This window comes from Mycobacterium sp. E2699 (assembly GCF_001666745.1).
Taxonomy (GTDB): Bacteria; Actinomycetota; Actinomycetes; order Mycobacteriales; family Mycobacteriaceae; genus Mycobacterium.
In genome coordinates, this window is record NZ_LZJH01000067.1 from 17,948 (window position 1) to 30,847 (window position 12,900).

A 12,900-nucleotide genomic window follows, 5' to 3' on the forward strand; every position below is an offset into this window, starting at 1 on the left:
GTCGGCGCTTTCCACTGTCACATGCATGATGACGCATGTCAAAGATCGCCGCGCCGGTCGATACCATGGCTGATGTTTTGCGAGGGGCGGTTCCCGCCGTCCCGTTTGTATCGACCTTCGAGAGGGAGTGCACAGCCCCGTGGCGTCCGTCATCGACACCGTAGTCAACCTGGCCAAACGGCGGGGCTTCGTCTTTCCCTCCGGCGAGATCTACGGGGGCACCAAATCGGCGTGGGATTACGGCCCGCTGGGCGTCGAGCTCAAGGAGAACATCAAGCGTCAGTGGTGGCGCGCGGTGGTCACCGGACGCGACGACGTGGTCGGCATCGACTCGTCGATCATCCTGCCCCGGCAGGTATGGGTGGCCTCCGGCCACGTCGAGGTCTTCCACGACCCGCTGGTCGAGTGCCTGAACTGCCACCACAGGCACCGCCAGGACCACATGCAGGAGGCCTATGCGGCGAAGAAGGGCGTCGCCGACCCCGATTCGGTCCCGATGACCGAGATCGTCTGCCCCGACTGCGGCACCAAGGGGCAATGGACCGAGCCGCGCGAGTTCAACATGATGCTCAAGACCTACCTCGGGCCGATCGAGACAGAGGAGGGGCTGCACTATCTGCGTCCGGAGACCGCGCAGGGCATCTTCGTCAACTTCGCCAACGTGGTGACGACCGCGCGCCGCAAGCCGCCGTTCGGGATCGGGCAGATCGGCAAGAGCTTCCGCAACGAGATCACCCCCGGCAACTTCATCTTCCGGACCCGGGAGTTCGAGCAGATGGAGATGGAATTCTTCGTCGAACCGTCGACGGCCAAGGAATGGCACCAGTACTGGATCGACACCCGGCTGCAGTGGTATGTCGACCTGGGCATCGATCCGCAGAACCTCCGGCTGTATGAACACCCCAAAGAGAAGCTGTCGCATTACTCGGACCGCACCGTCGACATCGAGTACAAGTTCGGTTTCGTCGGCAATCCGTGGGGCGAGCTGGAGGGCGTCGCCAATCGAACCGACTTCGACCTGTCCACGCACGCAAAGCATTCCGGCGCCGACCTGTCGTTCTACGACCAGGTGACCGACACCCGCTACACGCCCTACGTCATCGAACCGGCGGCAGGGCTGACGCGCTCGTTCATGTCGTTCCTCATCGATGCCTACAGCGAGGACGAAGCACCCAACGCCAAGGGCGCCATGGAGAAGCGGACGGTGCTTCGCCTCGACCCGCGCCTGGCGCCCGTCAAGGCCGCGGTGTTGCCGTTGTCGCGGCACGCCGACCTGAGCCCCAAGGCCCGCGACCTGGCGGCGGAATTGCGCAAGAGCTGGAACATCGATTTCGACGACGCCGGCGCCATCGGTCGTCGCTACCGGCGGCAGGACGAGGTGGGTACGCCGTTCTGCGTGACGGTCGATTTCGACTCATTGGAAGACGACGCCGTGACCGTGCGTGAGCGCGACGCCATGACGCAGGACCGGGTCGCGATCGGCGCCGTCTCCGATTACCTGGCCGCGCGTCTGAAGGGCTGCTAGCCGCCACGGCTCGCCTAAAGGTCTTGGTGGCGGGCGGACGCCCGGGCCGCCAACGACCGACGGGCGGCTTTCACGCCTGTTCTCAGCCGTGGCGTCCCTGCCCAATTACCGCTATTCCGGTCCTCGGATATTCGGCTTTCATTGGCCGGGCGATTTCGCAAATCAATTGCACCCATATATTATTTTCACTATTGAATGCCTTCCGCGATCAAATTCGAATCCGGTCCGATTATTCGCTCGGTATTGACCCGAACACATACCATCCCCCGACGTCGTTGGCGCTTTACGGCCCATTGTCCGGTCCTCGTGCGGACGCTGCAGGACAAGTCGTTTTCGGATTGAATCAAGTTTGCTTTGTTGATTCGATCAAGTTTACGTTCCCGGATCGACTCAAGTTTAGGGAGAACTGCGGCTTTTTGGCGATTCTTGCCTTACGATCCGGTCGTGGTGTCTATTGATTTTCGGGGTGCGACGCGGCCGTTGGAGCGGCGCGCAGGGTGGTGGTTGTGATGGTCCTCGACTTTTCGTGGCTGCCTCCTGAGATCAATTCGGCTCGGATATTCGCCGGTGCGGGGTCGGGGCCCTTGTTCGTGACCGCGGAGGCCTGGGACGCCCTGGCGTCCGACCTGTCGGCCGCGGCATCGTCGTTTCACTCCGTCGTCACCGGACTGACCAACGGGGCGTGGACGGGTCCGTCGTCGGCGGCCATGGCGGAGGCCGCGACTCCCTACGTGGGCTGGCTGAACGCGGCGGCGGCGCAAGCGAATTCGGCGGGCGCCGGGGCCCGCGCCGCGGCGACGGCGTTCGAGTCGGCGTTGGCGGCCACCGTGCCCCCGGCGGCGATCACGGCGAACCGCGAGCAGCTGCTGGCGTTGATCTCCGCGAACATCCTGGGGCAGAACACCCCGGCGATCTTCATGACCGAGTTCGAGTACATGGAGATGTGGGCGCAAGACGTGGCCGCGATGCTGGGCTATCACGGCGGGGCTATGGCGGCGGCCGCGGCGTTGCCGGCGTTCAGCCTGCCGGCGCTGAACCTGGCGGGGCTGTTGACCGCGCCGTTGGCCGGTGTGACGTCGGCTGTCGCCGGGTTGGCGTCGTCGGCAGGGGGCGCATTGGCGGCTCCGCTGACGTCGGTGACGGCGGTGGCCGGGTCCTCGATAGCGCAGGCATCGACGTTGGCGTCGTCGCTGCCGGTGTCCGGGCTGTCGACGCTCGCCCAGGCCGGGATGATGCCCGTGAGCATGATGATGTCGCCGATCATGATGGCGGCCCAGGCCGGCATGAGCGCGAATCCGGCGGCGCTGGCGGGTGCCACGAATCTGGCCGCCGACGCGCCGAAGTTCGTCAGCGAAGCCGCTCCCCTCGGGAAGGGGCTCGGCGGCGCCGGCGGGCTGGGCGCAGCGTCGGCGGAACTGGGCAAATCGCGCCTGGTCGGGGCGATGTCGGTGCCGCCGACGTGGCAGGGGTCGACGCCCGCCCGAATGGTCAGTGCCGCGATGTCGGGTCTGGGCAGCGAGGTGCCCGGCGCGGCCGCGGCGGCCGCGGGGGCGCCGGCGGGCGGCGGGATGCCGTTCATGCCGATGCCGATGGGTGGTATGGGCGCCGGCGGCGGCATGCCCGGCGGAATGATGGGCCGCGGCGGAGCGAGCCCCCATGTCGTGCAGTCGCGGCCCAGTGTGGTGCCGCGGGTCGGAGTTGGTTAGGGCGGGGGTGATAGGTCGGGACTGCGCGTTGGGCGCCATGGCGGCGCCTAACTGAAACATTTGTTTGTAAGGAAAGGAGCAGTGTGGTGGCTACACGGTTTATGACCGATCCGCATGCGATGCGGGCGATGGCAGGTCGTTTCGACGTGCATGCGCAGACGGTTTCGGACGAGGCGCGCCGGATGTGGGCCTCATCCCAAAGCATTTCTGGCGCTGGTTGGAGTGGCGCGGCTGAGGCGACGTCCTACAGCACGATGGGACAGATGAATCAGGCGTTTCACAACATTGTGAACATGCTGCAGGGCGTTCGTGACGGGCTGATCCGCGACGCGAACAACTACGAGCAGCAAGAGCAGGCTTCGCAGCAAATTTTGAGCAGCTAGTTGCTCCACGAGACTTTAGGAGGGTTGTGCGATGACGATTAATTACCAGTTCGGAGATGTGGACGCCCACGGCGCGACGATTCGCGCCCAGGCGGCGTCGTTGGAGGCCGAGCACCAGTCCATCGTTCGCGATGTGCTGGCCGCTGGTGACTTCTGGGGTGGCGCCGGTTCGGTGGCCTGCCAGGAGTTCATCACCCAGTTGGGTCGTAACTTCCAGGTGATTTACGAGCAGGCCAACGCCCACGGCCAGAAGGTGCAGAGCGCCGGTAGCAACATGGCCAGCACCGACAGCGCCGTCGGGTCGAGCTGGGCCTAGCCGGCTACCCAAGGGCGCGGGTAACACCGCGGTGTTACCCGCGCCTGCGGCGCTGCCCCACACCCATACGCCTGCGCGGGTAACGAGAACCGGTCTCCGATGCGAATTCACCGTCACGACGGGCTGGACTGTTTGGTGAAACCCCGGACTTTTCACGGGCGATGGCCTTACTATCAGGCAGTGGTGTCTGTCGATCGTTGGACTGTGCCGTTCATGCGGCTGGCTGGCTTGGGGGTGTGATGGTTCCCGCTTTTACGTTCTTCCCGCCGGAGATCAATTCGGCGTTGATGTTCGCCGGGGCGGGTTCGGGGCCCTTGTTCATGGCGGCCGCCGCATGGGACTCCCTGGCGTCTGACCTTTCGGGGGCGGCGGCGTCGTTTCAAACGGTGGTCTCCGGGCTGACCGACGGGCCCTGGTCGGGTCCGGCGTCGATGTCCATGGCGGCGGCGGCGACGCCCTACGTCGGGTGGTTGAGTGCGGCGGCCGCACAGGCCGAATCGGCCGGGCTGCAGGCCCGAACGGCGGCCTCGGCGTTCGAGACCGCGTTGGCCGCGACCGTACCCACGCCCGCGATCGCGGCGAATCGTGCCCAGTTGATGGCGCTGATCGCCACGAACATCCTGGGCCAGAACACGCCGGCGATCTTCATGACCGAGTTCGAGTACATGGAGATGTGGGCCCAGGACGTGGCCGCGATGGTGGGCTATCACGGCGGCGCGATGGGAGTGGCCGCGGCGCTGCCGGCGTTCAGCGTGCCGCCGGTGAACCTGGCGGGCTTGGCCGGGGTGCTGTCGGCGCCGCTGACGGGCTTGGCGTCACCGCTGGGCAACGTGGCGTCGTCGGTGACGAGCGCGGTTTCCGGTTTGGGCGTGACCGCGATGGCCGGGTCCGCGGTGGCGCAGGTGTCCTCGCTGGCTTCGTCGGTGCCGGTGTCCGGGCTGTCGACGGTCGCGCAGGTCGGGATGATGCCGGTGAGCATGATGATGTCGCCGATCATGATGGCGGCCCAAGCGGGAATGAGCGCGAATCCGGCGGCGCTGGCCGGGGCCACGGGTGCGGCCGGCGCCCTCGACCCGGCGAAGTTCGTCAGCAGCGCCGTGCCCGACGCGAAAGGGCTCGGCGGTGCCGGGCTGGGCGGCTTGGGCGGCGCCTCGGCCGGCCTGGGCAAGGCGCGCCTGGTCGGGGCGATGTCGGTGCCCCCGACCTGGCAGGGATCGGCGCCGTCTCGGATGGTCAGCGCAGCGATGTCGGGTGTGGGCCCCGAGATGCCTGCCGCGGCGGCGGCCGGAGCGCCGGCGGGCGGCGGGATGCCGATGATGCCGATGCCCATGGGTGGCATGGGCGCCGGGGCGGGCATGCCCGGCGGGATGTTGGGGCGCGGCGGGGCCAGCCCGAATCATGTGGTGCAGCAGCGGCCCAGCGTGGTGCCGCGGACCGGAGTTGGGTAGGTCGTCGGAAAGGGCAGGTGATTACGTCGGGGTTGCGGCTGGCGGCCCCACGGGGCACGGGTTTGATCACGGGTTTTGCCCCGGATCGCGCACTGTTTCGCAACGAAGCGAAATCGGTCAATCCCGGATATTGTCCTCAGGAGTGACTTAGGATACGAAGCGCCTGGTGGTGATGAGTTCGCCATCGTGTGCTCAACGTGAACGAGACGGCTGTGGAAGGGGGCAACGTGCTTTTGCCTCTAGGTTCGCCGCTGCCGGACGATTCGGTGGCGGCAAAGCGTGGTGAGTCGGGGATGCTCGGCGGTCTATCGGTTCCGCTGAAGTGGGGGGTCGCGGTTCCCCCGGACGACTACGACCACTGGGCACCGGAGCCGGAAGAGGGCGCCGATGCCAAGGAGCAAGCCAGCGACGGGTTGAACCCCGAGGCGGGCGCCGACGGCACGGACGAATGGAACGAGTGGGACGAATGGGCCGCCTGGGAGGGCGAGGCCGAACCCCGCTTCGACATGCCGCGAACGACGAGCGTGATACCGAATTCTCCGGCGGCGGGTTGATCGAGAAGCCCCGGATACCAAGACCAACCGTATGAGAAATCCGAGAAGTTAAATCCAGAAGGAGAAAGGCAACATGGCAACACGTTTTATGACCGACCCGCACGAGATGCGGGCGATGGCGGGCCGTTTCGAGGTCCACGCGCAGACCGTTGAGGACGAGGCCCGCAAGATGTGGGCGTCGTCGATGAACATCGCCGGTGCCGGCTGGAGTGGCCAGGCGCAGGCGACCTCCTACGACACCATGGGTCAGATGAATCAGGCCTTCCGCAACATCGTGAACATGCTGCACGGTGTGCGTGACGGGCTGATCCGCGACGCCAACAACTACGAGCAGCAAGAGCAGGCTTCCCAGCAGATCCTCGGCAGCTAGCCCAACGGCGCTGTCGTCCAACAACTTCCAAGACTTGAAAGGACGTAAACATGACCATCAATTACCAGTTTGGCGACGTCGACGCCCACGGCGCGACGATTCGCGCCCAGGCCGCGTCGTTGGAGGCCGAGCACCAGTCCATCGTTCGCGATGTGCTGGCTGCTGGTGACTTCTGGGGTGGCGCCGGTTCGGTGGCCTGCCAGGAGTTCATCACCCAGTTGGGTCGTAACTTCCAGGTGATTTACGAGCAGGCCAACGCCCACGGCCAGAAGGTGCAGAGCGCCGGTAGCAACATGGCGAGCACCGACAGCGCCGTCGGCTCGAGCTGGGCCTGACGAAGACCGGTTGACGGCGGCACTCCGCCGTCACCGCTGAGTAGTGCAAGACCGACCCCCGGGCACTGGGTGCCCGGGGGTCGGTTCGTCTGCGCGTGACAAGCTCAGAATCGGCCGCCGCCGCCCATGAGACCGCCCCCCGACGGGCTTCCGGAGGGGCCGAACGACGTCGGGCTCCAGCCGCCGAACCCGCCGCGCATCGACCCGCCGAGCAGATCGCCGATGATGAGCCCGCCGATCATGGCGCCGGTGTCGCCGCCGCCGCGGCGGGCGTAGAGGCGCTGCGCCTGCTGTACGTCGGCATTCGCCAATGCCTGCGCCTGCGCGGCCAGCGTCGAGGCCGCGTTGGCGTGCGCGATCGCCTCGGCCACGTTGGTCGACCGCTTGTCCTGCGCGGCCTGCACGTGTCGCTTGGCTTCGGCGAGCCGCGTCCGGGCCTCCGCCCCGATGCTGCCGCGGCGGGTGTCGATGTATTCGGAGACGCCGCGGACCCGCGTCTGGGCCGTGAACAGCGCCTGCTCGAAGGAACGGTTGAGCCGCTCGGCGTCCGCCTGCTCCTGGGCCACGGTCGCCAGGACGCGGTCGAGGTCGGCGCCGGCCTTGGTGAGCCGGGCGAATGCGCCGAGCGGGTCGGCGGACCCACCACCGGTGTGGCGCGAGTAGTCGAGGGCCCCGGTCGCCGCGTCGCGGGCCGCGGTCAGCTCCGCGGCGTGGCCCGATCCGGTCTTGCGCAACTGCTCGTCGGCGCGCGCGATGACGGCCTGGATGTCGTCGGCGAGCGACGGCAGTGTGGCGATCGCGTGCCTGATGTCCTCGCCCGCGTTGTCGATCGCATCCAACAGCGCACGGGCTTGCCCGAGCGCGGACTCGGCCGCATGGTAGGCGTCCACCAAGCCCGCCTGCTTACCGCTCTCGGCGTGGCCGGCCCGATCCCGGGCCGTCCCGATGTTGCGGTCCGCGAACGCGAGCCGCTCCTTCGCGCCAGCGACGTTGCCGGCCACCGAAGTCAGTGCGGCGGGGTCGAATTCGTTGCGCAGCTCGGCCAGCCGCTGTTCCGCGGGGGCGATGCGGCTGGTGAGTTCGACATACTGCTGGGTCAGGGCGTCCAGCCGCGACGCGGCGTTGAGCACCAAATCCCGCAGCTTTTCGAACGCCTCCTGCTGTGATTCCAGTTCGCGGTCGGCGCGCGCCGCCGAGACGATCACCCGGGTCAACAACTCGCGGCGTTGCGCCGGCGTCTCGGGCGTGCTGTCGTCGAGCTGATGACGGACCGTAAAGGCTTGCGACAGAGCCGCTTTGGCGTTGTCGACCGCCCGGGTGAAGGGTTCGGTCCGCTGCTGACCGAACTCGTCGACCGCCAGCGCCAGCTCGTTGGTGCTGGTGCGCACCGCGTTGTCGACGTCCACCACCATCGAGCGCGACAGGTCGTCGAGGGCCTCCAGCGGCACGGCGGCCAGCGCGTCGGCGTCGGTGGGGTCGAGGCGCCGCGCCGCGTCCAGTGCCGCGGCGAGCCGCCGTCGCCGGCGATAGCGCATCACCACCAGCAGGGCGGCGGCGGCGACGGCGATGGCGATGAGCGCGACGAGCAGGACGACCCGGCCCGACGAAGGCGGCGCGGTGTTCAGCCCGTTGGCCGCCGCGATCGCGGCGCCGCTCCAGTCGCCGTTGTGCAGCGCGGGTTCGATCTTGGTGCGGCGCAGTTGATCCACCTGGCCGGCTTTGACGCTCTTGATCGCCGACGGGACGAGGAAGGCGTACGCCCTTCCGGTGGTGGCTACCGCCAGCAGCGCGTCGTAGTCGCCCAGGTCGCTGAGGCTTCTGGTCCGCAGTGCCCAGTTCTCCGCGGTCTGCCCGGAGAAGTCGTCGACGTAGACCACCCACAGCCGGATGTGGCGAGCGGCGTACAGCTTGTCGGTGGCCGACGTCACCGCGGCGCGGCCGGAATCCGACAGGACGTGCGCGCCGTCGGTGACCTGATCCGGCAGCGGGAACGGCGGTTGCGCGGCCGCCGTCGGCGCCGGCAGCAGCCCCCCGCACAGCCCCATGAGGATCGCCAGCATCACGCCGATCAACCGAGCGGTGCGCATAGGTCAATGTAGCCCGCGTTCCCTGGCAGACTGTGCCTCGGTGATGAACACGGTGACCACGAATCAACAAGACCCCTACGACGACTTCGACCGGAAGCGGCGGGTGCGCGAGGCGCCGAAGACCGCGGGTCTGCCGGGCACGGAAGGCCAGCATCGCACCGATTTCGCGCGCGACCGGGCCCGGGTGCTGCACAGCGCCGCGCTGCGCCGCCTGGCCGACAAGACTCAGGTCGTCGGGCCCCGCGAAGGCGACACCCCACGCACCCGGTTGACCCACTCCCTGGAGGTGGCCCAGATCGGGCGGGGCATGGCGGTCGGGCTGGGCTGCGACCTCGACCTCGTCGAGCTCGCCGGGCTGGCCCACGACATCGGGCATCCGCCCTACGGGCACAACGGCGAGCGCGCGCTCGACGAGTTCGCCGCGACGTGCGGCGGCTTCGAGGGCAACGCGCAGAACTTCCGGATCCTGACCAGCCTCGAGCCCAAAGTGCTTGACGAGCAAGGAAATAGCGCCGGGCTCAACCTCACTCGGGCCGCCCTGGACGCCGTCACCAAGTACCCGTGGACCCGCCGCGAGGGTCTGGGGAAGGGGAGGACCAAGTTCGGCTTCTACGACGAGGACCGCGAACCGGCGGCGTGGGTTCGTGCCTCGGCGCCGGTGCACCGGTCGTGCCTGGAGGCCCAGGTGATGGATTGGGCCGACGACGTCGCCTATTCGGTGCACGACGTCGAGGACGGCGTCGTATCGCAGCGCATCGACCTGCGCGTGCTCGCCGACGACGACGAGGCGGCCACACTGGCCGAGCTGGGCGCGAGCGAATATCCCCGGGTCAGCGCCGACGATTTCATGGCGGCCGCCCGACGGCTGTCGAGCCTGCCCGTGGTCGCCGCGGTCGGCAAGTACGACGCCACGCTGGCGGCGTCCGTCGCGCTCAAGCGATTGACCAGTGAATTGGTGGGCCGGTTCGCCTCGGCCGCCATCGCGACCACCCGCGCGGCCGCCGGACCCGGCCCCCTGGTGCGCTATGCGGCCGACCTGCAGGTGCCCGACCTGGTGCGCGCCGAGGTCGCGCTGCTGAAAATCCTGGCGCTGCAGTTCATCATGTCCGACCCCCGGCACCTGGCAACCCAGGCCCGGCAGCGCGAACGCATCCACCGGGTGGCGCAATGGCTGTACGCCGGGGCGCCCGGAACGCTCGACCCCGGCTACGCCGCGACGTTCACCGCAGCGGCCGACGACCGGGCCCGGCTGCGGGTCGTCGTCGACCAGATCGCCTCGTACACCGAGGGCCGGCTGGAGCGCATCGATACCAGCCCGCCGACCGGCGCGCGTTAGGCTCCCGTCATGACCAAACTCGCCGTCGCCGCCGCCTTGCTGTCGCTTCCCGTCGTCGCGGTGAGCGCCTGCAGTTCGCCCCAGCACGCGACCAGCCAGACGGGCACCACGCCGCCGGTCCAAACCGCGTCCCCCGCCCCGTCGGCGACGTCGAGCCCGGCGCCCGCCGCGGGATCGCTCACCGCGAACCTCAAGACGGCCGACGGAAAGGAAGTCGCCACCGCCACCTTCGATTTCAGCAACGGCTATGCGACCGTGACGGTCAAGACGGTGGCCGGCGGCATGCTGGCGCCCGGCTTCCACGACATGCACGTCCATCAGATCGGCAAATGTGAGCCCAACTCGGTCGCTCCGACCGGGGGCCCGCCCGGGAACTTCCTGTCGGCCGGCGGTCACTTCCAGGCGCCCGGGCACACCGGGATGCCCGAGAGCGGCGACCTGACGATGCTCGAAGTGCGCCAGGACGGTTCGGCGTACCTGGTGACCACCACCGACGCGTTCACCCGGGACCAGCTGCTGGCCGGCGACAAGACCGCCCTGATGATCCACGGCGCGCAAGACACCCCCAACGCGATGGATCGAATCGCGTGTGGGGTGATCGGGACCGGCTAGCCCGCACGGTCGTTTTAGACTGGGCCGATGGCCGGCCGGATCTCTGATCGCGATATCGCCGCCATCCGCGAAAAAGCCCGCATCGAGGACGTCGTCGGCGACTACGTGCAATTGCGGCGCGCCGGCGCCGATTCCCTCAAGGGGCTGTGCCCGTTCCACGACGAGAAGTCGCCGTCGTTCCACGTCCGCCCCAACCACGGCCACTTCCACTGCTTCGGCTGCGGCGAGGGCGGCGACGTGTACGCGTTCATCCAGAAGATCGAACACGTCAGCTTCGTCGAGGCGGTCGAACTGCTGGCCGACCGGGTCGGCCACACCATCAGCTACACGGGGCCGGCCACCAGCGTGCAGCGCGACCGCGGTAGCCGCAGCCGGCTCGTCGCGGCCAACGCGGCCGCCGCCGAGTTCTACGCCGCGGCGCTGGAGTCCGACGAGGCGGCACCGGCCCGCCAGTACCTGGCGGAGCGGAACTTCGACGCCGAGGCGGCGCGCCATTTCGGCTGCGGATTCGCCCCGTCGGGCTGGGACTCGCTGACAAAACACTTGCAGCGCAAGGGTTTCGAGTTCAAGGAGCTGGAGGCGGCGGGGCTGTCGCGGGAGGGACGCCGCGGCCCGATGGACCGCTTCCACCGGCGGCTGCTGTGGCCCATCCGCACCGCGGCCGGCGAGGTGATCGGGTTCGGGGCCCGCCGGCTGTTCGACGACGACCCCATGGAAGCCAAATACATCAACACGCCCGAGACCGTGCTCTACAAGAAGTCGGCGGTGATGTTCGGCATCGACCTGGCCAAGCGCGACATCGCCAAGGGGCACCAGGCCGTCGTCGTCGAGGGCTACACCGACGTGATGGCGATGCACCTGGCCGGGGTCACCACCGCCGTCGCCTCCTGCGGCACCGCGTTCGGCGACGAGCACCTGGCCATGCTGCGCCGGCTGATGATGGACGACAGCTTCTTTCGCGGCGAGCTGATCTACGTGTTCGACGGCGACGCGGCCGGGCGGGCCGCCGCCCTGAAGGCGTTCGGCGGCGAGCAGAACCTGGCCGGGCAGTCCTTCGTCGCCGTCGCCCCGGACGGCATGGACCCGTGCGACCTGCGGCTCAAGGCCGGTGACGTCGCGTTGCGCGACCTGGTCGCGCGGCGAACCCCGTTGTTCGAGTTCGCCATTCGCACCACGCTGGCCGAGGTGGACCTGGACAGCGCCGAGGGCAGGGTCGCCGCGCTGCGCCGTTGCGTACCGATGGTGAGCCAGATCAAGGACCCCACCCTGCGCGACGAGTACGCCCGCCAGCTCGCCGGCTGGGTCGGCTGGGACGACGTCGCGCAGGTCATCGAGCGCGTCCGGACCGAGGCCAAAAAGTCCCGGGTCCCGGACCGGCGTGGCCAGGCAGCCGAGCCGCCCCGCCGGGCCGAGCAGCGGCCCGCCGCGGTGCGCGCCGAGCCGGCCGCGGCCCGTCCCGACCCCCGCGACCCGATCCTGTGGGCCCAGCGGGAGGCGCTCAAGTCGGCGCTGCAGTATCCGGCGCTGGCCGGGCCGGTGTTCGACACCCTGACCGTCGAGAGCTTCACCCATCCCGGGTACGCGGCCGTCCGCGCGGCCATCGAGGCCGCCGGCGGCACCTCCACCGGTATCACGGGGGCGGAATGGATCGAGGCGGTGCGGCACCGGACCACGTCGGCTTTGACCGCGAGCCTGATCAGCGAGCTGGGGGTGGAGGCCGTCGCGGTCGACGACGAGAAGCTACCGCGCTACATCGCCGGGGTGCTGGCCCGGCTGCAGGAGGTCTGGATGGGCCGGCAGATCGCCGAGGTCAAGTCCAAGCTGCAGCGCATGTCGCCCATCGAGCAGGGCGACGAGTACCACGCGCTGTTCGGCGACCTGGTCGCCATGGAGGCCTATCGGCGCAGTCTGTTGGAGCAGGCTAGCGGCGACGATCTGACGGTGTGAGGGCCGGCTCGGCCGGCCGCTCCTGGACCCGGTCCACGACCGCCGTCTGGTCGTCGATCTCGGCCAGCGTCACGAACCCGGCGTCGGGGGAGATCCGGTTGGCGATCTTGCGGCGCCCCCCTTCGATCACCGACTTGGCCATGGGACTGCTGGTCAGCGCGCGATACGTGCCGACGATCTGCTCGTATCGGCGACGCCCGGCCTTCGAGCCCAGCACGTAACCCAGTCCGAGCACCACGACATACCGGATCAAAGCGTTCCTCCCGACGATCGATGGCTCC

Annotated in this window: 13 protein-coding genes; 11 read left to right on the plus strand and 2 right to left on the minus strand. The window is 68.6% G+C overall.

The features are described 5' to 3' along the window. Positions 1-127 precede the first annotated feature (127 nt). The 8 genes from A5696_RS11310 (at position 128) to A5696_RS11345 (ending at position 6,637) form a co-directional block, all read left to right on the plus strand. Positions 128-1,525 carry a glycine--tRNA ligase gene (locus tag A5696_RS11310; protein ID WP_197516950.1) on the plus strand — a complete coding sequence of 466 codons (1,398 nt, stop codon included), beginning with the start codon at positions 128-130 and terminating at the stop codon, positions 1,523-1,525. A gap of 509 nt (positions 1,526-2,034) precedes the next feature. Further along, positions 2,035-3,231, plus strand: coding sequence for a PPE family protein (locus A5696_RS11315; RefSeq protein WP_067878083.1), 1,197 nt, complete (start codon positions 2,035-2,037; stop codon positions 3,229-3,231). Between the two features lie 86 nt (positions 3,232-3,317). Then, positions 3,318-3,614, plus strand: a complete 297-nt coding sequence (locus A5696_RS11320) for a WXG100 family type VII secretion target (protein WP_067877969.1) — start codon at positions 3,318-3,320, stop codon at positions 3,612-3,614. 31 nt (positions 3,615-3,645) lie between these two features. Then, positions 3,646-3,930, plus strand: coding sequence for a WXG100 family type VII secretion target (locus A5696_RS11325; RefSeq protein ID WP_067877972.1), 285 nt, complete (start codon positions 3,646-3,648; stop codon positions 3,928-3,930). A gap of 239 nt (positions 3,931-4,169) precedes the next feature. After that, the gene (locus tag A5696_RS11330; protein WP_067877975.1) at positions 4,170-5,378 is read left to right on the plus strand and encodes a PPE family protein; all 1,209 of its coding nucleotides are present in this window, start codon (positions 4,170-4,172) and stop codon (positions 5,376-5,378) included. A 293-nt stretch (positions 5,379-5,671) separates the two neighbouring features. Further along, positions 5,672-5,932: a hypothetical protein gene (locus tag A5696_RS11335; protein ID WP_067877978.1), complete on the plus strand. Its 261-nt coding sequence runs from the start codon at positions 5,672-5,674 to the stop codon at positions 5,930-5,932. Between the two features lie 73 nt (positions 5,933-6,005). Beyond that, entirely contained in the window at positions 6,006-6,302 is a 297-nt protein-coding gene (locus A5696_RS11340) for a WXG100 family type VII secretion target (RefSeq protein ID WP_066914021.1), read from the plus strand. 50 nt (positions 6,303-6,352) lie between these two features. Next, positions 6,353-6,637, plus strand: a complete 285-nt coding sequence (locus A5696_RS11345; protein ID WP_067877972.1) for a WXG100 family type VII secretion target — start codon at positions 6,353-6,355, stop codon at positions 6,635-6,637. A gap of 104 nt (positions 6,638-6,741) precedes the next feature. On the opposite strand, the gene A5696_RS11350 is transcribed toward A5696_RS11345, so the two are convergent. Further along, the gene (locus A5696_RS11350; protein ID WP_067877981.1) at positions 6,742-8,724 is read right to left on the minus strand and encodes a TPM domain-containing protein; all 1,983 of its coding nucleotides are present in this window, start codon (positions 8,722-8,724) and stop codon (positions 6,742-6,744) included. A 43-nt stretch (positions 8,725-8,767) separates the two neighbouring features. On the opposite strand from A5696_RS11350, the gene A5696_RS11355 reads away from it, so the two are divergent. The 3 genes from A5696_RS11355 to dnaG are packed head-to-tail and all read left to right on the plus strand — an operon-like array spanning position 8,768 to position 12,619. After that, entirely contained in the window at positions 8,768-10,060 is a 1,293-nt protein-coding gene (locus A5696_RS11355) for a deoxyguanosinetriphosphate triphosphohydrolase (RefSeq protein ID WP_369803325.1), read from the plus strand. A gap of 9 nt (positions 10,061-10,069) precedes the next feature. Next, positions 10,070-10,672, plus strand: coding sequence for a superoxide dismutase family protein (locus A5696_RS11360; RefSeq protein WP_082968994.1), 603 nt, complete (start codon positions 10,070-10,072; stop codon positions 10,670-10,672). Between the two features lie 27 nt (positions 10,673-10,699). Further along, on the plus strand, positions 10,700-12,619 hold the full coding sequence (gene dnaG / locus A5696_RS11365; protein WP_067877985.1) for a DNA primase: 1,920 nt from the start codon (positions 10,700-10,702) through the stop codon (positions 12,617-12,619). Here the strand turns inward: dnaG and A5696_RS11370 are convergent. After that, the gene (locus A5696_RS11370; RefSeq protein ID WP_067877988.1) at positions 12,594-12,872 is read right to left on the minus strand and encodes a hypothetical protein; all 279 of its coding nucleotides are present in this window, start codon (positions 12,870-12,872) and stop codon (positions 12,594-12,596) included. The two genes, dnaG and A5696_RS11370, sit on opposite strands and share 26 nt — an antisense overlap. Between the last annotated feature and the right edge of the window lie 28 nt (positions 12,873-12,900).